General features: G+C 59.2%; 27 protein-coding genes. 10 read left to right on the forward strand and 17 right to left on the reverse strand.

Going from position 1 to position 22,339, the window contains the following annotated elements:
• Positions 1-681: 681 nt before the first annotated feature.
• Complete coding sequence (locus tag ACZ9IU_RS31005; protein ID WP_040126034.1) at positions 682-888, reverse strand: hypothetical protein; 207 nt, start codon at positions 886-888, stop codon at positions 682-684.
• 188 nt (positions 889-1,076) lie between these two features.
• The gene (locus tag ACZ9IU_RS31010; RefSeq protein ID WP_040126033.1) at positions 1,077-1,388 is read right to left on the reverse strand and encodes a hypothetical protein; all 312 of its coding nucleotides are present in this window, start codon (positions 1,386-1,388) and stop codon (positions 1,077-1,079) included.
• Positions 1,389-1,609: 221 nt separating this feature from the next.
• On the opposite strand from ACZ9IU_RS31010, the gene ACZ9IU_RS31015 reads away from it, so the two are divergent.
• Positions 1,610-2,056 (forward strand): hypothetical protein, encoded by a 447-nt coding sequence (locus ACZ9IU_RS31015; protein WP_040126032.1) that lies wholly within the window; start codon positions 1,610-1,612, stop codon positions 2,054-2,056.
• A 626-nt stretch (positions 2,057-2,682) separates the two neighbouring features.
• Here ACZ9IU_RS31015 and ACZ9IU_RS31020 read toward each other — a convergent pair.
• The 3 genes from ACZ9IU_RS31020 to ACZ9IU_RS31030 are packed head-to-tail and all read right to left on the reverse strand — an operon-like array spanning position 2,683 to position 3,409.
• A complete protein-coding gene (locus ACZ9IU_RS31020) occupies positions 2,683-3,000 on the reverse strand; it encodes a hypothetical protein (protein ID WP_040126031.1) in 318 nt (105 codons plus the stop codon).
• Positions 2,997-3,194: a hypothetical protein gene (locus tag ACZ9IU_RS31025; protein WP_040126030.1), complete on the reverse strand. Its 198-nt coding sequence runs from the start codon at positions 3,192-3,194 to the stop codon at positions 2,997-2,999. Before ACZ9IU_RS31025 ends, ACZ9IU_RS31020 begins: the two co-directional genes overlap by 4 nt.
• On the reverse strand, positions 3,191-3,409 hold the full coding sequence (locus tag ACZ9IU_RS31030; protein ID WP_080719422.1) for a hypothetical protein: 219 nt from the start codon (positions 3,407-3,409) through the stop codon (positions 3,191-3,193). Before ACZ9IU_RS31030 ends, ACZ9IU_RS31025 begins: the two co-directional genes overlap by 4 nt.
• A gap of 129 nt (positions 3,410-3,538) precedes the next feature.
• Here ACZ9IU_RS31030 and ACZ9IU_RS31035 point away from each other — a divergent pair, with 129 nt between their 5' ends.
• Positions 3,539-3,793 (forward strand): Y4lK-related protein, encoded by a 255-nt coding sequence (locus tag ACZ9IU_RS31035; RefSeq protein ID WP_040126029.1) that lies wholly within the window; start codon positions 3,539-3,541, stop codon positions 3,791-3,793.
• A 758-nt stretch (positions 3,794-4,551) separates the two neighbouring features.
• Here ACZ9IU_RS31035 and ACZ9IU_RS31040 read toward each other — a convergent pair.
• The 4 genes from ACZ9IU_RS31040 to ACZ9IU_RS31055 all read right to left on the reverse strand — a co-directional run bounded on the left by ACZ9IU_RS31040 (position 4,552) and on the right by ACZ9IU_RS31055 (position 6,553).
• Positions 4,552-5,226 carry an SOS response-associated peptidase gene (locus ACZ9IU_RS31040; protein WP_040126028.1) on the reverse strand — a complete coding sequence of 225 codons (675 nt, stop codon included), beginning with the start codon at positions 5,224-5,226 and terminating at the stop codon, positions 4,552-4,554.
• Between the two features lie 12 nt (positions 5,227-5,238).
• Entirely contained in the window at positions 5,239-5,439 is a 201-nt protein-coding gene (locus tag ACZ9IU_RS31045) for a hypothetical protein (protein WP_040126027.1), read from the reverse strand.
• Positions 5,440-5,586: 147 nt separating this feature from the next.
• Complete coding sequence (locus tag ACZ9IU_RS31050) at positions 5,587-5,799, reverse strand: hypothetical protein (RefSeq protein WP_040126026.1); 213 nt, start codon at positions 5,797-5,799, stop codon at positions 5,587-5,589.
• Positions 5,800-6,067: 268 nt separating this feature from the next.
• Entirely contained in the window at positions 6,068-6,553 is a 486-nt protein-coding gene (locus ACZ9IU_RS31055) for a hypothetical protein (RefSeq protein WP_040126025.1), read from the reverse strand.
• 750 nt (positions 6,554-7,303) lie between these two features.
• Between ACZ9IU_RS31055 and ACZ9IU_RS31060 the strand changes: the two genes are divergently transcribed.
• Complete coding sequence (locus ACZ9IU_RS31060) at positions 7,304-7,534, forward strand: hypothetical protein (protein ID WP_157885379.1); 231 nt, start codon at positions 7,304-7,306, stop codon at positions 7,532-7,534.
• Between the two features lie 86 nt (positions 7,535-7,620).
• Here ACZ9IU_RS31060 and ACZ9IU_RS31065 read toward each other — a convergent pair whose 3' ends face one another.
• The 4 genes from ACZ9IU_RS31065 to ACZ9IU_RS31080 all read right to left on the reverse strand — a co-directional run bounded on the left by ACZ9IU_RS31065 (position 7,621) and on the right by ACZ9IU_RS31080 (position 9,588).
• A complete protein-coding gene (locus tag ACZ9IU_RS31065) occupies positions 7,621-7,899 on the reverse strand; it encodes a hypothetical protein (RefSeq protein WP_040126023.1) in 279 nt (92 codons plus the stop codon).
• A 306-nt stretch (positions 7,900-8,205) separates the two neighbouring features.
• The gene (locus ACZ9IU_RS31070; RefSeq protein WP_040126022.1) at positions 8,206-8,574 is read right to left on the reverse strand and encodes a hypothetical protein; all 369 of its coding nucleotides are present in this window, start codon (positions 8,572-8,574) and stop codon (positions 8,206-8,208) included.
• A gap of 86 nt (positions 8,575-8,660) precedes the next feature.
• Positions 8,661-8,897, reverse strand: a complete 237-nt coding sequence (locus ACZ9IU_RS31075) for a hypothetical protein (RefSeq protein ID WP_040126090.1) — start codon at positions 8,895-8,897, stop codon at positions 8,661-8,663.
• 379 nt (positions 8,898-9,276) lie between these two features.
• The gene (locus ACZ9IU_RS31080) at positions 9,277-9,588 is read right to left on the reverse strand and encodes a DUF736 domain-containing protein (protein ID WP_040126021.1); all 312 of its coding nucleotides are present in this window, start codon (positions 9,586-9,588) and stop codon (positions 9,277-9,279) included.
• A gap of 450 nt (positions 9,589-10,038) precedes the next feature.
• On the opposite strand from ACZ9IU_RS31080, the gene ACZ9IU_RS31085 reads away from it, so the two are divergent.
• A complete protein-coding gene (locus ACZ9IU_RS31085; protein ID WP_173426787.1) occupies positions 10,039-10,215 on the forward strand; it encodes a hypothetical protein in 177 nt (58 codons plus the stop codon).
• A gap of 478 nt (positions 10,216-10,693) precedes the next feature.
• On the forward strand, positions 10,694-11,401 hold the full coding sequence (locus tag ACZ9IU_RS31090; protein ID WP_040126020.1) for a GntR family transcriptional regulator: 708 nt from the start codon (positions 10,694-10,696) through the stop codon (positions 11,399-11,401).
• Between the two features lie 3 nt (positions 11,402-11,404).
• Here the strand turns inward: ACZ9IU_RS31090 and fabG are convergent, their stop codons facing one another.
• The 4 genes from fabG to ACZ9IU_RS31110 all read right to left on the reverse strand — a co-directional run bounded on the left by fabG (position 11,405) and on the right by ACZ9IU_RS31110 (position 16,173).
• On the reverse strand, positions 11,405-12,196 hold the full coding sequence (fabG, locus tag ACZ9IU_RS31095; RefSeq protein ID WP_040126019.1) for a 3-oxoacyl-ACP reductase FabG: 792 nt from the start codon (positions 12,194-12,196) through the stop codon (positions 11,405-11,407).
• Positions 12,196-13,902, reverse strand: a complete 1,707-nt coding sequence (locus ACZ9IU_RS31100; RefSeq protein WP_040126018.1) for an acetolactate synthase catalytic subunit — start codon at positions 13,900-13,902, stop codon at positions 12,196-12,198. The genes fabG and ACZ9IU_RS31100 overlap by 1 nt, the downstream gene beginning before the upstream one ends.
• Entirely contained in the window at positions 13,892-15,226 is a 1,335-nt protein-coding gene (locus tag ACZ9IU_RS31105; RefSeq protein WP_498957860.1) for an aspartate aminotransferase family protein, read from the reverse strand. The genes ACZ9IU_RS31100 and ACZ9IU_RS31105 overlap by 11 nt, the downstream gene beginning before the upstream one ends.
• 89 nt (positions 15,227-15,315) lie before the next feature.
• Positions 15,316-16,173 (reverse strand): GntR family transcriptional regulator, encoded by an 858-nt coding sequence (locus ACZ9IU_RS31110; protein WP_498957861.1) that lies wholly within the window; start codon positions 16,171-16,173, stop codon positions 15,316-15,318.
• A 94-nt stretch (positions 16,174-16,267) separates the two neighbouring features.
• On the opposite strand from ACZ9IU_RS31110, the gene ACZ9IU_RS31115 reads away from it, so the two are divergent.
• The 5 genes from ACZ9IU_RS31115 (at position 16,268) to ACZ9IU_RS31135 (ending at position 21,811) form a co-directional block, all read left to right on the forward strand.
• A complete protein-coding gene (locus ACZ9IU_RS31115) occupies positions 16,268-17,395 on the forward strand; it encodes an ABC transporter ATP-binding protein (RefSeq protein WP_498957865.1) in 1,128 nt (375 codons plus the stop codon).
• The gene (locus ACZ9IU_RS31120; RefSeq protein WP_051900771.1) at positions 17,392-18,300 is read left to right on the forward strand and encodes an ABC transporter permease; all 909 of its coding nucleotides are present in this window, start codon (positions 17,392-17,394) and stop codon (positions 18,298-18,300) included. Before ACZ9IU_RS31115 ends, ACZ9IU_RS31120 begins: the two co-directional genes overlap by 4 nt.
• Before the next feature lie 76 nt (positions 18,301-18,376).
• Positions 18,377-19,177 carry an ABC transporter permease gene (locus tag ACZ9IU_RS31125; RefSeq protein WP_051900788.1) on the forward strand — a complete coding sequence of 267 codons (801 nt, stop codon included), beginning with the start codon at positions 18,377-18,379 and terminating at the stop codon, positions 19,175-19,177.
• Between the two features lie 17 nt (positions 19,178-19,194).
• Positions 19,195-20,265 (forward strand): ABC transporter substrate-binding protein, encoded by a 1,071-nt coding sequence (locus ACZ9IU_RS31130; RefSeq protein ID WP_498957862.1) that lies wholly within the window; start codon positions 19,195-19,197, stop codon positions 20,263-20,265.
• 34 nt (positions 20,266-20,299) lie between these two features.
• On the forward strand, positions 20,300-21,811 hold the full coding sequence (locus ACZ9IU_RS31135; RefSeq protein ID WP_040126015.1) for a M81 family metallopeptidase: 1,512 nt from the start codon (positions 20,300-20,302) through the stop codon (positions 21,809-21,811).
• Positions 21,812-22,339: the final 528 nt, after the last annotated feature.

A 22,339-nucleotide genomic window follows, 5' to 3' on the forward strand; every position in this document is an offset into this window, starting at 1 on the left:
CAATATGAACTGTGTCCTCGTCGCGCTCGACAAGTTGGCGCCGGGGCTGGGTTGAACTTCCCACATCGCGCATTATCTCGCGAGACTGATGCACGAGAGCGGCGCCCAACAGGTCACTGCGTCGAAGGGCCAACTGTCCCGCGCGGCTACCCGTTGTTGCGATGTCTTCAACGAATCGCTGTCGGTGCTCCCAGCCAGTCGCCACCCACGACCGAAGGATCGGTAAGTCGATCTCGGATCTCAGCGAGGCCCGCAGCGGCAGAAATACCGTGCCAGGCCTCTCCCGCAGGGGGGTATGGCCAGAGGGGCCACTGCGGTAGCCAGTTCTATCAAAGAGAGGCTGGGTCTCCGATGACCTGTGTGGAGTGTTGGTGATTAGCGGTCAATGTCCACATCCCTGCGTCCCCTTCTGGGGCAGCGTTGGGCAGAACATAAGCTTCGCCGACGCGTCCAACATGCAGGACAAGGAGGACTACTCTCCGTGGCTCCGGAGCATTTCTGACAGGGTTCCTCAATCGGGCGCGATAGGAAACTCTAAAGCTGCGGACCGAGTTTGCTCTACGTCTTGACATGATAAGCCCCCAAACGAGGGCGTTTTATCGCCTTGGCAAAAAGCGGCAACGTGATCTGCGGAGTGAGGTTACAAGGTAACCTTAATTCCGCTCAGTCACCCGCGGATAGTTAGATCGCCCCGCGTTGCCGGTCCAGGGTGCCCAGCTCCAATTGCGGCAGGGTTCCCTCCCGGGAGTACATGGTCAGGACTTCGACCCGGACTGAGAGGCCGGCTCTGTGGGTTCGTCGAATGGCGGCGTTCAGGATGCGGAGCGCTTCGGCCATGTGTTCTTGCGCTTCGGCGCGTTCTTCAAGTGCGGAGAGTTCTATGTTCATGCGAGCAATTATGGCGGTTGTTGTTGACTCTTTCCAGTCCCGCCCCCTGCCGGCTTTCCACTAACCCAGGCGGGCACAACCGATAAGCAGACTGGCCTTGAAGGCCGACCCTGTCGCCGTGTCCCGTTGAATTCGTTCCAACAAAAAGGCCGACACATGGCCGGCCTTTTGAGACATTTGATGGAGGTTCAGCAGTCTGAAGACTGACCATTGGTGTTGGTGCCAGCGGCGCCTTCAACAGCTGTCGAAGCCTGGCCCTCCTTGTTCGGCGTCGTTACGGAGCCCTTTGTTGCCAGATTGGGAGCGCAATTGGTGCGCGTCGAATTGGTGACAGTATTGTCCATCTTCTGCGGCGGGTGCATCGGACCAGGATCGGGCTTTCCAGAATCGGTGGACTGGTTTTGCTGATTGCTCGAACTTGGGTTCGATGCCGATTGAGCAAAAGCGATACCGGTAGCGAGACCAATAGACACGAGCGAAACCGAAATAATCTTCAGCATGGATTTCCTCCTGATTGTTGGCGACTCTGCCAATGCTCCCCAACCTCAGTCGGAGAATTTCGTTCCAAGATAAATGCGAGCTTGGAAACGTCATTTCCCCCACGACCGTGAAGGACCCTCGCGAAACACCTTCTCGCCGGCAAAGCGCGCGGCAAATCTCTGCCCCTCGACACTACTGAAGGGCATTTTACGCATGAGCATATGAAAGGGCAGCACGGCTGATGACAGGGATTGATGGCATGCAGCTTCCGAGGAGATCACCGAGGCTGGAGTGGAACCTCAACACGATCCTGAACCTGCTGACGCTCGTCGGCATGTTGGCCGGCGGTGTTTATATTTGGGCCAACACGACACGGGATATCGAAGATCTCATGAAATGGCGCCTGTCACATGAGGATTACCACAAGGAGCGTCTTGCTGAGACGAGAGCTCGGGAAGCCAGCTTCAATGAACGTCTTCGCGCTGAAGAAGTCCGCGGGGATGACGTTGACCGAAAGATCGACAACCTCACCTATCGCGTGACCGTTGCCGAACAGTCTGCCGTCAGCATCATGTCTTTCATCAAGGACCTCCAGACCGGCTTCAATAAGCAGGCCACGGACATTCAGGTCGTGGAGGAGATATTGCAACGCATGGAGGCACCACAGCAGGACCGGCCGCCGCATTGACCACCCCTTGAGTTCGTGAGCATATTCCGTCTGCGATCCACAGCGGACCTGTAGCCCCGTAGCCTTCACCGACTGCGGGGCTATTTTCGTTCCGGCCGGCTATCGCCACTTGCCCTGGCCAGATCGACAAGCGCAAAGCGACGGACGGGGAGCAAGCACGAAAAAGCCCCACCAGCAGGACAAACTGGCAGGGCCCCATGTCGGGAGTAGAGCGCGGTCGCACTGCGTCCGTTCTCCCGGGAAAGTTCTTGGTCGCCCCAGATGTCCTTGGCGATGTGAGCTTTCCCGGCCTCCTGATGATGTTCTAACCGTTCGAGTGCTGAACGGTTCCTTGTGCCGGCTCAAAGATCGCGCTGCTCCCGCTCAAATCAGCGCCCTGTAAACGAGTATTGTAGCTATGGCGATCAGGCTGACGCAGGCGTTCCTCTTTTTCGAACGAACCATAAGAAAACGTTCCGCATCCCATTCATAAGTCATCGGCGCCTCCCTAATTTAGCCAGAGCTTATTTGGCGAGGGAAACTTGCGCGGCGCTTGAGCAATCAAATTTTGGAGGGGCGGAGCGCTAAGTCAGAGGTGGCGTAACGATAGAGGAAACAGACGGCACCCTCCGGCCTCCCAACATAGGTCAGGGGCTTTTCCGGTCGATCTGGATCTCTGTCCCCGTATCCAGCACAATATGCAGGTCGCGGATCATGCTGGCGGCATCGAGCAATGCCGTCTTGATCTGTTCATGGGATCGATTGCCCAAGGCCACGGCTGCCGTCTGCAGGTCGATAACGGCGTCGGCCGCGGTATGGCCGCCTGGTATCCCGATTGTCTCCCGCATGTCGCGGATCGTCGTTATCGCGCGGTTGAGCAGGCGGCGAGCTTCTTCCCCCTGTAGCTTCTCAACCTCATTGGCGGCCCGGACTAGTTCCGCGATGAAATCGGTCGTCGAGCTCAATGCAGTGTGTCCGTGTCGGGAACCATGCCCACCGAGTTCATGAAGTCGGCCAAGGTGTCGGCACTGTCTTGCGGAAGGTCGAAATACGGTTTTCCGCCGATGAACACGGTCCGGCCGGTGGTAGTGTCGAATATCTCCCACGTCGAGTCGCTGTCTTTGCGGATATCGAAGCGTGATCCGGCCGTCGTCGTCAAAGTCTTGCCCCCTGGCGCCGGTAGGTGGTTGGTGGTGGGAGAGCTTCATGTTCCTGTGCGAGCGTTTCCAGCCAAGCTGCAAGGCCAGCGGGCACCTCTTCGTTTCCCGTTTCCAGCGCTTCAATCCATGAAAGATCACATTGCAAGGCCGACGCCAGGTTGATTGGCGTCCAGCGGATATGGCGCAGGCATTCATTGACGCGGTCAGGACTCATGAAACTACCATTCTCACCCTCCTTACGGGAGTCAAGGTGCAGCAGTAGATCGTGAGTAGCAAATCGGCTGCGCGAGTGCCTCTCAGATCTGAGGGTTGCGCCGGAGCCACGATATGCTCAACTGCCAGCATGACCAAAGAAGAAATAGAAGCCTTCGTGGCTACCATGATCGAGGCCGGGAGCAACGTCCAGGCGATTGGGACAACTGGATATGTTGTCGTTGAACCAGTCGATCCCACGGACAGAGAAGCTTACCGCCGGATCGAGCTTGTCTCTTCGGCATTCGGCGAAAGAGACCATCTCAAGGATGAGATCATCGCCTACCTTCACCAGCTCGGACGTGTGGTGGAGATCCCAGAGGAGCCCGACACAGACCGTGCTTGATCCCTGTGCCGGGCGACGGGCACGCGGATAGGAGAGTATCCGGCGATGCGCCCGCGGCATCGATATGGCGGGCGGCATCCATGAGTGCAAGCTGATGGAATGTGGCGGATTGGCGCATCTGGAGTGAGGGTGTCGCGAGAGCTGTTCGTGGGGCGACGAACAATCTAATGAGGGACGGGGACTTTGCCCTCGCGACATCCCTAGAATGCGACAGAGGTTAATTTGTTCCGTGAGCCTCTAGTGCTCCTCAGTCGTCAGGAAGTGGCGGACAGGTGAGATAAGCAATGACGGTGGCCAGCGCAAAGATGCCAGCGAAAACCAGGAAAACTAGAACATATGTGCCCATGATTGATCCCCTTGCTGGGCAGATAACTCCGGGTTGTTGACTTTGTTCCGATATCGCGGCGCTCTGGCTGGAAGGGCACCCAACTCACGAACCATCGAGGAGATGCTGGTTACTGTCCCTACGGCGCAGTTTCTGAGCCCGTGCATTTTCTAGCGTCGGTGGAAGGTTTCGAGTGCTGCTCTATCCGGTGAACTGAAGGGAAGTCTTCTTGACGTCGCGACTTCAGCTTACCCACCTCAATAAGCCCTTTGAGTGAATTGATCCCTTCTGCGCCATTGGCTTAAAGTTCGGGAATAGGCCGGGCAGAGAAGAGCCCCGGCTGCGAAAGCCCGCGGTTCCGGGGATTGACGCGGGCTTCCCACTTCCATTGATCTGCACGGGAGCGGCTAGATCGTGTGAGTCCAATCGTCAGTCATAGCAAAGTCGGGACCTCTTCAATCGGACTGGTTGGCGGCTCCACGATAACCAACATGTTCCCCGGTAGCGGCCGCTGCAGATGCTTGGCCTCCTCCCATGGCGCCGTGAGCCATAGGTCGACCTCTTCCGGAGTGGTGAGGATAGCCGGCATTGCCTTCTGGTGGATCGGAGAAACGATCTCGTTGGGCTCCGTTGTCAGGAAGCCGAACAGCTCATATTCCCGCTCCCCGTCTCGAACCTTGCGAATACCCCGCCACGGCGTCCAGAAACCGGCGAAGAACATCAAGGGGCGATCCTCGCTGCCGGCGAACCAGGCGTTCGGCACGCGGCCGCCCATGACCTTCCTGGCAGGGTCCGGTTCCGCGAAAGACGTGAACGGAACCACGCAGCGGCTGGTCGGGCCGAGCCAGCGTCTCCAGTGCGGCGAGCTGACGTTGCGGATGTTGGTGACGCCGGGGTCGTAGTTTTTCACGAAGGCCGGCGGCGATGGCATCCCCCATGTTAGGCTGGCGATTTCCCGCTGCCCGTCCTCTCCGACGCGCACGACCGGCGCCTGGTAGCCAGGATAGACATCGAGCGAGGGCTGGTTCCAACCAGCCTTATCGCGAAAGGACTTGGTAAACTGAAGGACAGCCTCGCGGCTCGTGGTGACGTTGTAGAGGTTGCACATCCGCTCTCACCGTTACAATTTGATATCGCGCCAAACCGGCCGCTTCACGGTCCTGATCTCGACGAGTTCCCGAACAGGAAATCCCTTGATCCTATCGCCAATGACCATTTCGAAGGACACTTCCATATAATCGTTCCTTCTGCATTTTTCGCAACGGAAGCGATGTTGAAGTTCCATCACGTGGCGGTCGCCGACAAGCTGGGCGATGTCCATGGGACGATAATTTCTTGTAATCTGGGGACGACACCATTTGCAGGTCACCTTGACGAACTGCCCGTTCTGGTGGGCGCCGAGCAACCGGGGTATCTTGGCTTCAGAATAGGGATGGCCGCCGCCTTTGTATTCTACGCTGGGCACGAATCACCGCTCATAACGCGGCCGCCAGCCCCGGGCGAAACCTCGGCTCCCCGCGAACTCCGCCAACGCCAATTGCTTTCGCAAATGCCTGTTATCCTCCAGCAATGTCGCGATTGCCGCTTTGGCGTCCTCATCGTGCCAGGCGAGCACTGCCTCGACTTCCCATTGGATGTCGATCTCGGATTGCGTCTGTGGTTCGGGCAGCATGATCGTCATGGGTCCAGATTGAGCATAAGGGGAGCTGTGTCGGCATCGAGCCGTTCGATAGCGCGCGGTTTCTTGAGTGCAGCGGGACGGCGCTTCGCCGGTTTCCTCGGCGGCAGGTCGGAGGAAAGCTCCAGGGGTGCGGGAATGGAACAAGCGTTACCGTCCGCTTCAACCGAGATTACATCGGGTACGGGTTCAACTTCGACCGCAGAATTTGGCAGTGCGGATCGCGCCGGTTCGCTGGGAGAGCTGGCCGCTCGGTTTGGCTTGAACTCTATCATTTAGGGTCCTTGCGTAGGCCCGGATTGAAGTCGAAGCCGATGATCCTGGGAGCATCCCGATAACCGCGCACGCCGTCGCGAACGCGCTCGACAGTGCATACTCCCAGCAGCGGCCGACCTTCCTCCTTCATCTGTTGTGTGAGCTGCTCCAGCGCATCTTCTGGGCCGGTACCGTTGCCCCAATCGGTGAGCAGATTGTCCGGAAGTTCCGGAGTTGGCTCCATTCCGCTTTTCCAGAGGATGCGGTAGTCACCCGTCGATTTACTGAACCCCACCTCGAGCCAGGACATTGTAGGCCACTCGCTTTCAGGGTCGGTGCCATAAATATCGGCCCGGAAATACTCAAACGATTGGTCGCGCCGCTCTACCAGCCCTGCCAGAAGCTCCTTGCTGGGATCATCAATTCGCCGAACGAACGCCCACATGTATTCGAGCCCGCCTACGGGCTCGTCGGTTGGGGCGCGTGCGATTGTTTCAGGCATGGCTAGTCCTTCACGCCGAAGCGTGCCCAAGCTGTGGATAATATGTGGATAGCCACCACACCGGGCGGCCGGATGTTCTAATTATGTTCTCATTGGGGGATGAGTCAACAGGGATTCTTTTTGATAGAATTTGCTGATGGAATGCGGACATGAGAAAGCGCTCGCGACAACCTTCCGAGGCGCCATGATGCAATTTCACGCTGGCAAATGCCCGAATTGTCACAACGGCCGGCTCTTTTTGTTTCGAGAGATCGAAACCGGTGATGTCTACGGACATTGCGAGGAGTGCGAGCAAGGGTATAGATCGCCGGACGACATCGAGAGCAACATTGGGTTTCTAACTCTGCTCGACGACTCCGACGCCGAATGGGCGACCGAAGTTGAGATATCTCGAAGCGTCTGGGCCAACTATCGGATCTTAGACACATAGCCGCACCCTTGCGGTCGGACTATCTTCAACAAAATTGCCAGGCGCCCGAAACTTCTGTGAACTGCTCTTGTTAAAGGATGGAACGTGGATGGTGATTTCAGCGCGTCTCCCTATGCCTGTTCCCCGTCAGCATCCGCGTTCACCAGTGACCCACTCCACGAGGTCTCCTCCTCACCGGTCTCCGAAAATGCCCGATCCAGGTATGGCTCGAGCCGGTCTCACTTGGGCAGTAGCCGAGCGGTCGCGTTAACCGTTAGTTAAGCATCTGCTTGCAGACCGCCGCCGGTGTGCAATGCTCCCCTGACATGGGGAAACAGATCATGGATATGCGAACTCAGACACCCGATGAACCATACGAACCTCCGCCTGCGCACCGCTTCAGGGTCGAAGCCGCGATGCTGGAGATGATCGAGCACCTTCAGCAGGAAGGGCTCAGCCGGCAGGAAATCGCACTGATCCTCGCCGACGCCGCCGATGAGTACGTCATCATCTTGGCTAACATGTCGGCTGAGACGGCGGCCGACCGACAGTCGTACCACCTGCACCAATAGGGAAGCCGAGACACAGAAGCTCCGAGAGGGGCAACGGTGCGCCTGACGCATCCGATCCTTACAAGCAGCCGCCCCAGAACATTGAATTAGTCAGCCACAAGACCCACAAGCTTGCGATCGACAACAATGGCGTCAAGCAGCGAGGTCTTCTCGTTCAGCACGGCAATCAACCTATCGGTATCAGGCCAGGCCAAGGTAAGCCGGTAGATCGCCATCGCCCCCAGCATTTCGAGATCTGGGTCATTCCGCCGAAGCTCTTCACGCTCCGCCACGGCTTCGCGTTGGCATTCCTCAAGGGAAGCCGCGAAGGCCAGCGGCTCGTCGCGGCCAGGCACGATCTGATACCCAAATACAACCAACTCCATTCCGTCTCCCTCGGCGAAACACCCTTATAGGTATAGCCACGCACGGCGACGGAAGAACTCCCAAAATCGGGGGGCGACGACGATATAGGCACGAGGCACGGGAACGTTTTTCTTCCGGCGAGGTTTGAAAAACAGACGTAGCGGCCGTTTCCATCCATCACCACTTCACCGTTCCGCTGCGTTCCAGACTACTCCGCCAAAAATGTCCCTTAACTCAGCCCGCTTCGGCGGGCTTCTCTTTGAGGTTAGTCCCGTCTGGCTGATGGAAGGCGCTGACACCCATGGCCCAGCCTGCGCCGTAAGCGCTCAATGTGTCTCCTTGCGTTTCTGCCAACGCCCATCGACTACTGCACCGAAGACTGGCCCAATGCGCCCCCCGATGTCCAATCGTCCGCTCCCGAATTTTGACCCGATGGGGCAGTAGGCCGCGAGCGCCAGACGCGACTGTAGGTGGCTCGTTATACGACGCCAGGCATTGGTGTGAACGAACATGACGCCGCCTGAATCTTTGTAGCCGACGATATAAACCACGCCTTTTTGCCGCCAGGTTTCTAGCAGCATACGTTCAGCCTCACATTGCTGGCTGAAACCCCCAGGCTCGAGGCGCTGGGACTTGGCTGGGGCTGAAATCGCAAATGAAAGCGAGAGGCTGACCACGGCGGTAACGAGCTTCAATTTCGGCTACCTTCTGTTATACATCGAACAGGCTGAGGCAGCCGCACCAGATCGGTTCGTTCCTCGGTTCTTCCCGTCTAGGAAGTTTATTCCAGCTTCCGTTTGAGCGCCTTCCGGAGAGCATGCAGCTCCGCGTTCGAGCCATGCGCCAACATGAGGTTGTCAGCCACCTCAATGATCGCCGTCAGCACCTCGGGCTCGTCCCATCCGGCCTTCACTGCGGCCTGGATCAGATCCTGCAGCGGGATCTCGATCGCCATCTGACAGAACAGGTGGCGGTTCTCGTCGCCGGCCGCGACGGTGGGGGCAGGAACGTCGATCATCGGGAGGGAGATAGAGTCACGGACGCCGTTGGCAAGCGAAGGCACCTGCTTAAGATGAGGTAGATTGAGTCAGTTCGCGAAAGGGGCTTCGCGAGAGGGGACGGGGGTATGCCCTCGCGACTCAACAGGTACGCTGGAAGGTGCGGCGCGAGAGCTTCAGTAGAGCGGGTTACCGCCTCCGGGCCGTCCTGGGTGGTGTTGGGCCCATCCACCGACGGCCCGCAGATTGCGGCCGATTCAGACGAGATAGACCACCTTAAACTATGGCTTTTTGGCACTTGTTCCGCAGTTTGCCTCACCTGGATGCCGCGACAGGTCTCCGGCCGATGCCATTCGCGGGTCTGGCCCCGCCTTATGTGGCGGGGCCTTGGTGGGATTGTCAGTCCCGGTTGGGGCGGGACCAGATCAGCTGGTAGCCGTCCTCGTCTTCGAGCTCGGTGAGCTTGGCATAGATCGGGGCAGAGAAGCTCGGATCGTCCAGCTTGACGGACAGGTAGTCGCGGTCGCTCTCGTTGGAGCGCTTCTGCCAGGCCGCGCCCAGCTCAACGTTACCGGCGTAGATGCGGAAGTGCGGACCCTTTTCGGAGGGGTTGTCGACGCGGGCGATGCGGGCCTTGACGTTGAGTGCGAGGGTGCGGATCGAGCCGGTGAAGCCGTTTTCGTTTGCGGTAAACGTGCCGATGGTAGCCATGTCCAAGTTCCTTTCGGATGTTTCGAGCCGCGCCCTTCGCGGCCTCGATGGCTGTCGCAAGGATCGGCGACGATCGGACCGCACCTTGGGGCCGAAACGAAGTAGAGGGCGGCCGGAGGCGGCTTTGTTGCCCCGCGAGGAATGCGAACGCAGTTCGCAGGGGAAGAAAGCTGGGGACGGCCGTTGCGGGAGAACGATCGAGGCGAAGCCGGTCTCCGATCAGACATGCCTCATCGAGCCCGCGGAGATGTGGCCGATTACAGCGGTTGGAGGGGTTAGCACACGGCGCCTCATCAGCGCATTGCCGTGCCGGAACGTCTGCCAGCGATCCCGTTGTTCGGTCTCTAAATCACCTGTCCGCTTCGGACGCGACGAACGCGAATGCAGAGGCAGTTGCCTCCTCACATCAACGCGATATTGTCGAGCTGCGATTCGTCGCCTGGAGGATTTATGCGTCAGCAGACAAAGCCGTTTATCGTCGAAATCAAGCATGCCCGGAAGCTCAAACAGACCGATCGGAAGACATCAATCTGGGGGAAGCTGGACCTCACGCCAGATCAGCACACGCTGAACGAGAGCGCGCCGCAACAGCCATCGGCCGTCGCGGGTGACAACGACCGGCTTTGACGTGACCTACGCAGCCTCTCGCTGTTCGGCCTGAATGCCTGGAGACCCTGCGGGAAGCTGACAGCACACTGGTGCCTGCGCCGTAGCTTGAAAATTGGCCCAAATGTCGCCGGATAGTTTTCAGCCAGCAGGTTTGGTTCGGCCGGGGCTCCAGCTCTTGACGCGACTCGGAGGTCAATGGGTGCGGTTTTCGAGCACGGCGATCAGTGCCTTGCGGTCGGCATATCGGCTGAGGTCGCGTCCAAGATGAAGGGTCTCGTGATAAAAGGTCATTCCTTCTCCAGCGGCCAAGGCTTTTGATTTCCGGCAGTCGACTGGAAAATGACGGCCTGGCGCTTGTCGAATCCTACAAGTGAAGGTCGCTCGGAACTCGATATAATTGGAGCTGAAAACAGGCCAGCCCTTCGCCACGGGATACGGTTTTTTGCGAATTCGGTCGGAGGGCTTGAGCGAGACCGCAAGAATGGATTAGCTCGACTTGGCGCAGGATTTCTATAAGAGCTCGTCGCAAGATAAAGTATCCGAAGCCTATGCCAGGATCCGAGCCGCGCTCAATCACTACCGCTCGCCCCCAGGTTCCTTTCTCAACATCCGACTTGTTGCGGCGAGATTAAAAATCAGCACCACGCCGGTGCGAGAAGCGCTCATCCGGCTTGCGAATGAGGAGGTAGTCGGATTCATCAGAGGGCGGGGCTATCACACGCTGTTCCTGAGTTCTGAGGAACTCACCGCCGACTACGAATTCGCAATGGTCATGATGAAATATGCGATCGAGGCGAGGGGGAGCGGCGTCCTGGAGAAGTCGGCAGTCGGCCCAGGAAAACTCTGGGACGGTGGGCCGGTGATAGAAGAGCTGCAGGCGGCGGAGATAAGCGCTCACGTCGAGGGAATATATCGGACAATCGCGGGACTCTCTGGGAATCGAAGGGTTGTTCGCAACACGGCCGCTTTCAGTGCGCGCACCGGACCCATTCGCCAATACGGGCTGATGTCCAACTCGGCAATTCGTGAAGCGGTTTCGCTACTTGATGAACTTGCGGCAGTTTTGCGCGACAGTCGCCGTGATCATGCCGTTCGCATAGCCGAACGGCACACGCGCCTTATCATTGGCGCGCTTCCAGGCCTCGTTCGGGATCTCAACAACCGTGCGAACTCGAGTCGGACAGCTGTTGAGGACCTCCTTTGATGCTTATGTCGGCAGGAACTCGCCGCCGTTCACGTCCAGGATGGCGCCGTTGATGAAGCCCGCCGATGCGGATGTTAGGAATTCGACGGCTGCCGCGACATCGTCAGGTTGGCCGAGCCGACCAGCGGGAATCCGTGCAAGCGCTGCCCGATTTGCAGGTGAGTCGCTGGGCATGGTCATCTCTGTCAGGATCCGGCCGGGGGCAATCGTATTCACTGTCACGCCGCGACCTGCATATTCGTTGACCAGCGTGCGCGCCAGCCCAGCAAGTCCCGCCTTCGAGGCGACATAACTTGCGCCGGCGATCCGCGGCATGGTGCGTGCTGCGACCGACCCGATGAAGACGATGCGGCCAAAACCCTGTGATGCCATGGCCGGAACAACCGTTTGGCAGCACACCATGGCCCCTGTCAAATTGACGGACAGAACGTCGTTCCATTCCTCAAGGGCAATCGCATCGAACCGCGCCGGAGCGCCGTTGCGTTTTGGAGAGTATGCTGCGCTGCAGATCAGCACCGAGGGCGTGCCCCAGCGGTCTATCACCATTCGAACGAACCGGGCAATTGCACCGACGTTACGTATGTCGACCGTTTCAGCGATGACATTGTCCCTGTCGAAATAGCTCGTGAGCAGGGCTTTTGCTTCGTCCACGCGATAGCTCTGCTGGCTGAACAGGGCGACCCGATAGCCTGACGACAACAGCCTCCGGACGCAGGCGAGCCCAATGCCCGATGTTCCGCCGGTGACAATGGCAATCTGCGAGACAGGGGCAAATGGCGAGACAGGCGTCGCCATCACGCGGCCACCTCAAGTCCGGCAAACAGCGACAGCGCCGGGAAAGCATCTGGGTCTGTCATGATTTCGACCAGCAGAGGCCCATCCGTCTCGAACGCCCTGTCCAGCGCCGCGGACACATCCGCGATCGAGTGTGCACTCACGGCCGGGCAGCCGCATGCCTCGGCAATCTTGACGTGGTCAACGTCGTGAAAGTGGATGGCGCTGGTATATTCTCCGAATTTCACAGTTTCGGCGTGCTTCTGAAACCCAAGTATCCCGTTGTTCAGAAGAAGGATGGTGACGGGCAACCTTGAGCGCACCAGTGTCTCGAGTTCGGCCCAGCTGTGGGCGAACCCACCATCGCCGACGACCGCGATAACGCGCTGCCCAGGCCTTGCGGCTTTTGCACCGAGTGCGAGGGGCAGACCCCAGCCGAGGCCGGCAAGGCCACGCGGCGCAAGGAAGCGCATGCCGGCTCGCAGCGATCGCAATTGCCCGACGATCCACATTGATGAATAGCTCGCGTCTGCGACCACGATTGTCTGCGCGGTCATTCGTTCTTGCAGTTCCTTCATCACCGCTTCAGGCCGGAGCGGTCGCCCGTTCTGCTCCACCAGCGAGAGACGGTCCCGAGCAAAGGCCGACCAGGCTTCTGCGATGGCGGCTTCCAGTCCGCGCCTGTTTTTTCTACGGGTTGAGAGATCGACCTTCTTCAAGGCGATGCAAAGCGATTTCAGCGTTTCGGCCGCACTACCGACCAGTCGGATGGCCTCGTAGTTCCTGCCGATCTCGACCGGATCAATGTCGATGTGAACGATAGTCGCAGTCGGCGGGATCAAGCGCCAGCTGTCGGTACCATTCTGGTTGCTGCGGGTCGCGACCATGACGATAAGGTCCGCCTCCTCGAGGAGCCGACGTGTCCGTGCACCTAGCGACAGGGGTCCCATCAGCGTCATCGGCCCCGCGGACAGGGGATGGAACTCGTCTACCGCGCCCTTCCCCATATTGGTTGTAAAGACGGGCAACGAGGCGAGGTCCTGCAGGTGCGCCAGGGCATGCGGTCCATCGGCCGCATGAACGCCACCGCCCGCGATGACCAAAGGGGCTTCTGCCCTGGCAATTCGTTCGGCGAGGTCGATGATCTGCTCATCCGACGGTCGAAATTTGTCCAGCGGCCAATATCCGAGATTTGCGCTTCGTCGAACCAGTGGCGCTGCCGCCCCCTGCCGCAACAGGTCGGCCGGGAGGAGCAGCACCGCAGGCCCTGGACGACCTGACGCTGCCGCCGTGAAGGCCATGTCGATATAGTCGTCGATGCGGTCCTCGGTCACGACGCGCCGGACGAATTTCGAGCATGATTGGAAAAGAGCGATATGGTCGAGCTCCTGGAACGCGTTGCGGTCTGCCTGGTCCCGCTCCACTTCCTGAACAAGGGCCACGATTGGAATGCTAGCCTTTAGCGCTTCGGCAAGCGGCGGTACCAGCAAGGTCGCGGCCGGTCCGTTCTGCGCGGCGACGACGGCCACACGTCCGGACATGCGGGCGTAACCGTCGGCCATGGCACCGCCCATGTTTTCCTGGCGGTAGGAAATCTGACGGATGCCAAGCGCTTCTGCGGCGAGGATCACCGCCGAAGGGAGGCTCTGGCCAAAGATGACCTCAACGTCATGGCGGCGCAGCGCCAGCGCTGCGCGCTGTGCGACAGTCTCAAACTCACTCGTCATGTTGAAAATCCTGGGTGTCGAGAAACTTTTCGAATGTGTCCGCGACGAGATCGACGTCGCTTGTGTTCATCGCAGTGGAGAGGGACGAGGCGGCACCTTTCGGCATCAGCACGCCATGGTCCTTCATGAAATAGTCGAGCCTGGTCATCGCCCGGTTTTCCTGTGAACTGAGGAACGCCTCTCGATACTCGGAAGGAGCCGCCGTTTTCGGGTGGATGCGGAAAAGCGAGGCGGAGCCGGACACGCTGAACGGCGCCCCGGCGTTCTTGATCGAAGCTTGCAGCCTCGCCCGCAGACCCTCGCCAAGCGTTTCAAGACGATTGAAATTGTCTCTGGTCATCGCCCGCATCGCCTCAAGGCCAGCGACCATGGAGACCGGGTTTGCGGAAAAGGTTCCTCCCTGCGACAGGAGTGCGGTCCCGAACACCGCCATAGAGCCTCGTTTTCCGCCGATCGCACCGATCGGAAATCCGCCGCCGATGATCTTCCCCATCGCGACAAGGTCAGGATCAAGACCGAACCGGGCGGATGCGCCTTCATAACCCTGCCTGAGGTTCAGGACCTCGTCGGCAACAATCAATATCCCGTTTTCCCTCGCCACCCGCGTCACGGCCTCCAGAAAGGCCGGGTCCGGCGCCATGAGCCCGGCTCGGCTCGGCATGGGATCGATGAGGATACATGCAAGCCTCGATGCGTTCGCCTTGATCCGGCTAACGGCGGCCTCGATGTCGTTGAACCGCAGAACGACAACGTCATCCAAGACCACGCTTGGCTGGCCGTTATAGGCAGGGACCGGGCAAGGATTGTCCGGGGGGCCCCAGGTGATCGGGCTTCCCATCTGGCCGACTTCCGCCCAGTCATAGGCGCCGTGATAGGCGCCTTCGATCTTGGCAACACCTGGCCGGCTCGTCAGGGCGCGAGCCGCCTTGATCGCAAACATCACGGCCTCGGTGCCGGTATTGACGAAGCGGACCTGCTCCACCGCTGGCACGCGATCGCACAAAAGCTCCGCCAATGCGATCTCATGGACTGTTGGGTTCGAATAGCAGGTCCCATCCCGCAAGATCCTGGTCACGGCATCGACGACAGGTTCGAACCCATGCCCGTGGATCAGCGTCGTGAAATTATTGTTGAGATCGAGGAATTGCAGGCCGTCGACGTCATGCAGATGGGCGCCCTGGCCCCAGCCGATGTAGTAAAGGCCGGGATCCCGATCCACCGTGTTGCGTGTGATGCCTCCCGGGAAGACCCGTGTGGCCCTTTGTGCGAGTTGCGCAGAAATTTCTCCGGGCGAGCCGCCCGGCCTTGGTATTGCCAGTTGCATGTTGACCTCCGGGCGGCAGGCTTGCCGCTTTGATGCAACAAAAGAAACAGGATTCTATTTTTGTTGCAACAAAATTCGGAGGCAAAGTTCTATTTTTTTGGAGCGCGGTCGCTCAATGCCTGGCGCAGGCGGCGGTATCCGTCTCGAATATCGGTCTCGATCGCGGCCTTGACCTCCTGAGGATCCTGATGACGGAACCCTTCCAGCGCAGCACGATGGTTCTGAATTCCGTACTTCGAGATCGCGAATTCCGGATAGAGATCGTTGAATGCCGCGCCGACGCGAAGCCAGAGCGTCTCGATGGTTGCAAGCAGCATCGGCATGTTGGCGCGACCATAGATATGGAAGTGAAACTCCTTGTTGCTCCAGAGCGCATCCGCATACCGCCCTTCCGCCAGCGCGGCATCGATCTCGCCCTGAAAGACCTCCAATCGAGCGATGTCAGCCGCTCCGGCGCCAATCGCACCCCTTTCCGCGGCCAATCCCTCGAGGCGTAGGCGCATTTGGGTCACTTCATATAGCTCCGCGAGCGACAGCGTCGGGATGACGACTGTCTTCGGACCGGAAAAGACCAGTGCACGCTCGGCAACCAGGCGGTTGAGCGCATCGCGCGCCGGCGTCGTGCCGTAGCCGAGTTCCTCGGCGACCGCCCGGACGGTGATTTTATGGCCCGGCGGATAGGCCCCGCGCACAAGCTTTTCCTTCAGATCCGCGTAAGCACGATCACCAAGGCCCATCACCTTGCTCGAGCCGCCGACCAGTCCATCAGACTCTTCCATTGAAGGTCCTGCCAAAGTTTTTTTCTCCACCACCACAATTTTGTTGCAACAAAAAAATCCCAAATGTATAGACGTTACATCTGACAAACGAACAAGCACGTCGAACGTGCGCAGGGGAATAAAACCAACCCGCCGACGGCACGTCCGGCTGCGGGAGCGCGGACACATTGCGTCTTCTTGCGATCATCGGCCGTTTTGTTTTCGGAACGTGTGGCTCTGTCATTGCCGAGAACTCGCTCAATCTTGTGGAGGAAAACCGACATTGAACGGAGAACCTATCGATATACTGGGGATCGAAAAGCAATTCGGCGACAAATCTGTCGTTTCGGATGTTTCTCTCTCCGTGAAGGCGGGCGAATTTCTGTCGCTGCTGGGGCCATCCGGATCTGGCAAGACGACCTTGCTGATGATGATCGCGGGGTTTGAGTTCCCGAATTCCGGACAGATTCGTGTTGGGTCTCGAGACATTACGTATTTGGCTCCCAACCGGCGCGCCGTTGGCATGGTGTTCCAGAAATATGCGCTTTTCCCTCACATGACTGTAGAGCAGAACATCGCTTTTCCACTGAGAATGCGAAGCGTTGCAACCAAAGAGATCAATCGTCGGGTATCCGACATGATGGGTCTTGTCCAGTTGACCGGCTTTGAAGGCCGCTATCCGCAGCAACTGTCGGGTGGGCAGCAGCAACGGGTCGCCGTCGCCCGCGCACTGATCGCCGAGCCGCCGGTCCTGCTGATGGATGAACCGCTCAGTGCGCTCGACAAGAAACTTCGCGAAACCATGCAGATCGAGATCAAGCGAATTCAAAACCGGGTCGGCGTCACGGTGGTCTACGTCACCCATGACCAGGAAGAAGCCCTGACCATGTCCGATCGGATCGCGGTGATGTCGGAGGGCCGACTGGTACAGGTCGGATCGCCACTCGACCTCTATCAAAGACCGGCCACATCCTTTGTCGCCGAATTCGTCGGCAAGATGAACTTCCTGAAGGGGGAGTTTGTCGGAAGCGACCATGGCACTTTTCGAGTGCGAATATCGGGGCATGCCACTCTCCCGTCCGATCTGGTCTTGAATGGAGAGGCAGAAAAATACCGGGCGGGCGGGCGGGTCCGCGTCGCGGTCAGGCCCGAAGATATCACCATCAGGCAACGTTTCGAACCTGGTCACCAGAGCGGTGTCGTGCTGCGAGGGACGGTCGACGCGGTCATCTTCCTTGGCCAGGCGCATGTGATCCTCGTCCAGATCGAGGGGCAGGGGGAGGCGCCGGTTCAGGTCCTGGTTCCCTCGCTCATCGGACAGGCGACATTCGTGCGGGGCGAGAAGGTCGACCTCGCAATCGCGCCCTCTGCCGTAAGGCTGTTTCCGGAGCTTGCGGGGCCTGTTCAATGACCGCTACCGCTTCCATCGATGCCCCGTCGACCCAACGGATCAAGCGCAGGCCCCGGACCGGCTCTGCACGCCGCTATTCGAAAACACTCTCCCTGATACTCATCGCTCCGCTCGTGCTGTTGATGGGTTTCGGCTTCCTCTATCCCGTCGGCAAGCTGCTGCTCGGGAGTTTCTTCGCACCCGAGTTCGGACTTGAGCAGTTCCGACGGCTCATTCGCTCACCGCTTTATCTGACGGTTTTGCTGCGGACGTTCGAGATCGCGTTTGCGGTGACGATTGCGAGCCTCATTATCGGCTATCCGATCGCATTTGCGATGGCGAAACTGCCACGCAGGTGGGCGGCCCTGACCACGGTATGCGTGCTCATCCCGCTCTGGACCTCGACATTGGTGAGGTCCTACGCGTGGATTGTGCTGTTGCAGCGCAAGGGTGTTGTGAATGAGCTCCTTCTGGACCTGGGCTGGATCACCGAGCCTTTGCGCCTGATCTACACGGAAGGGGCGGTTATCATGGCGATGACCCATGTGCTCCTGCCTTATACGATACTGCCGATCTTCGCGGCCGTGCGCGCCGTCCCGAATGAACTTGGCCAGGCCGCGAGAAACCTTGGGGCAGGGGGCCTAAGTGTCTTCTGGCGGGTCATGCTGCCGCTGAGCCTGCCGGGTGTTTTTGCGGGCTGTCTGATGACCTTCATTTTGGCACTCGGTTTCTATGTGACGCCGGCCCTGGTCGGGGGGCCACGCACGATGCTGATGGCGACGCTCATCGGGCAGCAAACCACCGAGACGCTCGACTGGGCTTTCGCGGGCGCACTCTCGACGGTGCTTCTCGCCGCAACGCTCACCTTCGTCGTCGCCTTTCGCAAAACTCTGTCTCTCAATCGAGGATTCGCCGGTGTCTCCTGACATGGACTATGCACTCGCCGAGCGCGAAGCCGCTGAGATCGAAGAGCGCCGCGCGAAATCTGCCCGTCATCGGGCAATGGGACTGGGTCACATCTACGGGGCAGCGATGACGGTTGGTCTGGGGGCGCTGCTGTTCTTTCTGATTCTTCCGACCGTGCTGGTGATCCCCATGTCGCTTGGATCGGCGGACTACCTCGAGTTTCCACCGAAAGGCATCACCTTCAAATGGTACGTGCGATATCTGACCGATCCCGATTGGATCACCGCGACGTTATTCAGTCTCAAGATTGCGTTGGCGACCACAGCCACGGCGACGATCATCGGCACGCTTGCGGCGATTGCCCTTGTCCGTGGCGATCTGCCAGGAAAGGCCGTTCTTCAGGCGGTGACGATCAGCCCGATGATCGTTCCGCATATCGTCATTGCAGTGTCGGTGTTCGTGGCCTTCGCGCCGCTGAAACTGTCGGGCAACTTCGTCGGGTTTCTAATCGCTCACACGATGCTCGCCGTCCCCTATGTCGTTCTGACGGTCACGGCCTCTCTTCAACGCTTCGACACGACGCTGGAACTCGCCGCGTTGAACTGTGGCGCCGGCCGGTCGAGGGCATTTTTCAGCGTCGTGCTACCCGGGATCGCGCCGGGCGTCTCGAGCGGTGCGGTGTTTGCCTTCCTCGCATCGTTCGACGAGGCGACGGTCGCTTTTTTTCTCTCCGGGATCGAAGGCAAGACCATCACCCGCAAGATGTTCGAGGACATTGACTTCAATCTGACGCCGGTCGTGGCGGCAGTCTCGACGATCATGGTGCTCGTCTCGCTGCTGGTCATGGGCGGCCTCACGCTATTCCAGAAACACCATAAGGCCACGAGCCGGAATTGATGGGAGGACAGCAGAGAATGCGTAGTTTTTTGAAGAGGCGCACGAATGCAGGCCTGATCACCGCAGTCGTTTTCGCTGTTTCGGGATCGGTTTCGGCGTCTGCCCAGGAAAAGCTCGTCATCGCGACGACAGGCGGGACCCTGGAACAGGAAATGCGGACCCATTTCTTCGACCCCTTCACCAAGGAGACCGGGATCCAGGTGATCACGGTATCCGGCACGGGCGCCGAGAATGTCGCCCGCATCAAGGCGATGGCACAAACGGGCAATGTCGAATGGGACCTCTATCAGGCCGGCGAGATCCAGGCGGCCTCGGAGCTTCACAAATCGATGAACGAGGACATGACCGAGTTCTGCCGTGCCTATCAGGGCGACAAGGATCTGCTTCCGGGCGCCTGCGCGTCCTCCGGCGTGCTCTCCGCCTATGGCACAACACTTCTGGCCTACAATACCAGGTCGTTTCCAGCACCCGGCCTCAAGACTTGGGCGGACTTCTTCGACGTGAAGAAATTCCCCGGGCCACGTTCGATGCCGAATTTCAATGACCCATGGCGGGTCATGGCGGCAGCACTCCTTGCGGACGGCGTACAGCCTGACGTGCTGTTCCCTCTCGACGTCGATCGCGCACTTGCGAACCTCGACACGATCCGGCCGCATATCAGCCTGTGGTGGAAGACAGGCGATCAGAGCACTCAGGGTTTTCGTAACGGAGAGTATGTTGCGGGCGAGATCTGGCAGACACGTGCGTCCGCGTTGAAGAAGGAGGGCCAGCCGCTCGCCTGGAGCCAGGATCAGGCGTTTCTTGTCGGGGACCGCTGGGCGTTGATCAAGAAGGCGCCGCATCGCGCCAACGCGATCAGGTTCCTGGAATATTTCCTCGCGCATCCGCAAGCGCAAGCGAGGGTCTGTGAAGCACTGACCTGCACGCCGGCCCGATACTCGGCGGCGAGGGCGATGAATGCGGAAGCGCAAGCGGCCGCGCCGACCTCGCCGGACGTGTTCGAGAAGCTCATCCGGCCGGACGCTGCCTGGATAAACGCCAACAACCAGATGCTGCTTGAACGCTGGAACGAGTGGAACCAGCGCTAATCTAACCCCTCAACAGAACAGAAAGCCTGGAAATATGAACGTGCCCAGCCAGAGGCCACGGATTGCCGTCGGCCGTCTATATCACGAGTCCAATCGTCTCAATCCGCAACCGGCCACCGCCGACCAGTTCGAGATACAACGGGGCGAAGCGGTGTTTGAATGTGCCGGCTCGACATTGGGAGGCATCATCCGGTACCTCAGGCAAGCGAACGTCGAGATCCTGCCGCTGATCTCCGTTTCAGGCCCGCCAAGCGGTCTCGTCGACCACGAGTTCTACCAAGCGATCCGCAAGGAGCTGGTCGAGCGGATCGAGGCGTCGCGCCCTGATGCAATCATCCTTGATCTGCACGGCGCGGCGGCTTCGACCGAAATCGCCGACCTGGAAGGAGATCTGCTGGCGTATCTCAGGCGACATGTCGGCCCGTTCGTGGCAATCGGAATCGGTCTCGACCTGCACGCGCACCTGACCGACTCGATGCTGGAAAACACCGACATCTGCATTGCATGTAAGGAGAATCCGCATTCTGACGTCGTCGAATGCGGCATGCGAGCCGCGGAACTGACCCTGCAGGTTTTGAGGGGCGACTTGCGACCGGTCGTGATCAGTGCCCGGGTGCCGATGATCCTGCCAGGCGCCGGCGAAACGGCGAGTGGTCCGCTTGGCGAGATTCACGACAGGGCTCGAGAGCTTGCAGCCGGAACAAGTGGCATTGTCGATATCTCCATCTACAACGTCTTCCGCTACGCGGACGACTACAATATCGGGCAGGTGGTAACGGTCATGACCGACGGAATCGTTTCGCTCGCTTCGCAGGTGGCCAAGGACCTCGCATGGGCGTTCTGGGACAACCGGGAACGATTCGTCGATGATCTTTTCGAGATACAGGACGCCTTCGAGATCGTGCGGTCGCAACCAGCCAACCGCCCGTATGTCATGGCCGATATGGGCGACCGGATCCTGGCCGGCGCGCCCGGTGACAGCACCGTTTTGCTGGCGGAGGTGCTGGACCATTTCGCCGAGCTGCGAGCTGCCTTGACCATCACCGATGCCGTCAGCGTAAAACACGCACAGGATGCTGGATTGGGCGCCACGGTCACGCTCGACGTCGGCGGACAGATTTCGCCGGGACTATCGTCACGCAGGATCACCGGGAAAGTGATCCACCTGAGCGACGGCGCATATACGCTCGCCGGACCGTTCCATGGCGGGGAGGCAAGCTCCCTCGGTGCGGCAGCTGTCGTTCTGGTCGAGGAACGGGTGTTTGTGCTTCTCACCAGCAAACCCGGCTTCAGTCACGACCCTGCCGTGTTCACCAGCCAGGGAATTGATCTGAAGTCCGTCGATTTCGTGGTGGTGAAGTCGGGTTATCACTTCGCGATGAATTTCAAGGGGATCGCGACACCGCTCCTCGTATCGACGCCCGGCGTCGGCTACTACCGGAAGGGGATCTTCCGTTACGACAAGTCACGCTTTTGGCCGGAGCATGACATCGACCTCAAAGCCATCGAGACAAAAGCTTTTGGGGGCAGATCTATATCGCGATGATCAGCAGGTTTCTCTCGAGGATCAGCCGACCGTGGCTATGGGGGCGCTTCGGAACGCCATCCCCATGAGCCGCGAGGGCGGAACGGAAGAAGTTTATCTAGCGACGTCAAATCGGCGGCGGAGGTCTCTTACTCTCGACAAAGACAAGTAGTCCCACGGCGACGAGCAAGGCAAAGCCAAAACAATCAAGATAGGTGCATTCGTCATTTGCTCCCCAAACACAGAGTACGTGCGGCAGCTTCTGGTTTCATCCGATATTTTCTCCTCCCGTGTTGAGCCGGAAATAGGAAGGCTTCTCACCCCCCAGCTGAGACCTCGGTCCTACCGCTCGTCTCCGTGGCGTTCAAGAATTCCAATCGCCCATTCCAGCCAGTCACGGATACGCCGGTCGCTAGCTTTCCAATGGCGAACGGATCGGGCATCCACGCCAACACGCCTCGCGAGGGCTGATTGCCAGTTCGTTCCGTAGACGGCGGAGGCTCGTCGTTCGAGCTGGTCAGGTGTCACGGGGCGATACTATCGCTCGAT

It is taken from the genome of Mesorhizobium sp. USDA 4132, from assembly GCF_056279545.1.

Bases quoted from the DNA above. Each gene is read 5' to 3' on its own strand.
- ACZ9IU_RS31015 (WP_040126032.1), top strand. From the start codon at position 1,610: ATGACAGGGATTGATGGCATGCAGCTTCCGAGGAGATCACCGAGGCTG.
- ACZ9IU_RS31035 (WP_040126029.1), top strand. From the start codon at position 3,539: ATGACCAAAGAAGAAATAGAAGCCTTCGTGGCTACCATGATCGAGGCC.
- ACZ9IU_RS31085 (WP_173426787.1), top strand. From the start codon at position 10,039: ATGCGTCAGCAGACAAAGCCGTTTATCGTCGAAATCAAGCATGCCCGG.
- ACZ9IU_RS31040 (WP_040126028.1), bottom strand. From the start codon at position 5,226: ATGTGCAACCTCTACAACGTCACCACGAGCCGCGAGGCTGTCCTTCAG.
- ACZ9IU_RS31045 (WP_040126027.1), bottom strand. From the start codon at position 5,439: ATGGACATCGCCCAGCTTGTCGGCGACCGCCACGTGATGGAACTTCAA.
- ACZ9IU_RS31055 (WP_040126025.1), bottom strand. From the start codon at position 6,553: ATGCCTGAAACAATCGCACGCGCCCCAACCGACGAGCCCGTAGGCGGG.
- ACZ9IU_RS31135 (WP_040126015.1), top strand. From the start codon at position 20,300: ATGAACGTGCCCAGCCAGAGGCCACGGATTGCCGTCGGCCGTCTATAT.
- ACZ9IU_RS31120 (WP_051900771.1), top strand. From the start codon at position 17,392: ATGACCGCTACCGCTTCCATCGATGCCCCGTCGACCCAACGGATCAAG.
- ACZ9IU_RS31110 (WP_498957861.1), bottom strand. From the start codon at position 16,173: ATGTGTCCGCGCTCCCGCAGCCGGACGTGCCGTCGGCGGGTTGGTTTT.
- ACZ9IU_RS31060 (WP_157885379.1), top strand. From the start codon at position 7,304: ATGGATATGCGAACTCAGACACCCGATGAACCATACGAACCTCCGCCT.
- ACZ9IU_RS31125 (WP_051900788.1), top strand. From the start codon at position 18,377: ATGGGACTGGGTCACATCTACGGGGCAGCGATGACGGTTGGTCTGGGG.
- ACZ9IU_RS31075 (WP_040126090.1), bottom strand. From the start codon at position 8,897: ATGATCGACGTTCCTGCCCCCACCGTCGCGGCCGGCGACGAGAACCGC.
- ACZ9IU_RS31065 (WP_040126023.1), bottom strand. From the start codon at position 7,899: ATGGAGTTGGTTGTATTTGGGTATCAGATCGTGCCTGGCCGCGACGAG.
- ACZ9IU_RS31100 (WP_040126018.1), bottom strand. From the start codon at position 13,902: ATGACGAGTGAGTTTGAGACTGTCGCACAGCGCGCAGCGCTGGCGCTG.
- ACZ9IU_RS31050 (WP_040126026.1), bottom strand. From the start codon at position 5,799: ATGACGATCATGCTGCCCGAACCACAGACGCAATCCGAGATCGACATC.
- ACZ9IU_RS31030 (WP_080719422.1), bottom strand. From the start codon at position 3,409: ATGAGTCCTGACCGCGTCAATGAATGCCTGCGCCATATCCGCTGGACG.
- ACZ9IU_RS31005 (WP_040126034.1), bottom strand. From the start codon at position 888: ATGAACATAGAACTCTCCGCACTTGAAGAACGCGCCGAAGCGCAAGAA.
- ACZ9IU_RS31010 (WP_040126033.1), bottom strand. From the start codon at position 1,388: ATGCTGAAGATTATTTCGGTTTCGCTCGTGTCTATTGGTCTCGCTACC.
- ACZ9IU_RS31105 (WP_498957860.1), bottom strand. From the start codon at position 15,226: ATGCAACTGGCAATACCAAGGCCGGGCGGCTCGCCCGGAGAAATTTCT.
- fabG (WP_040126019.1), bottom strand. From the start codon at position 12,196: ATGGCGACGCCTGTCTCGCCATTTGCCCCTGTCTCGCAGATTGCCATT.
- ACZ9IU_RS31130 (WP_498957862.1), top strand. From the start codon at position 19,195: ATGCGTAGTTTTTTGAAGAGGCGCACGAATGCAGGCCTGATCACCGCA.
- ACZ9IU_RS31080 (WP_040126021.1), bottom strand. From the start codon at position 9,588: ATGGCTACCATCGGCACGTTTACCGCAAACGAAAACGGCTTCACCGGC.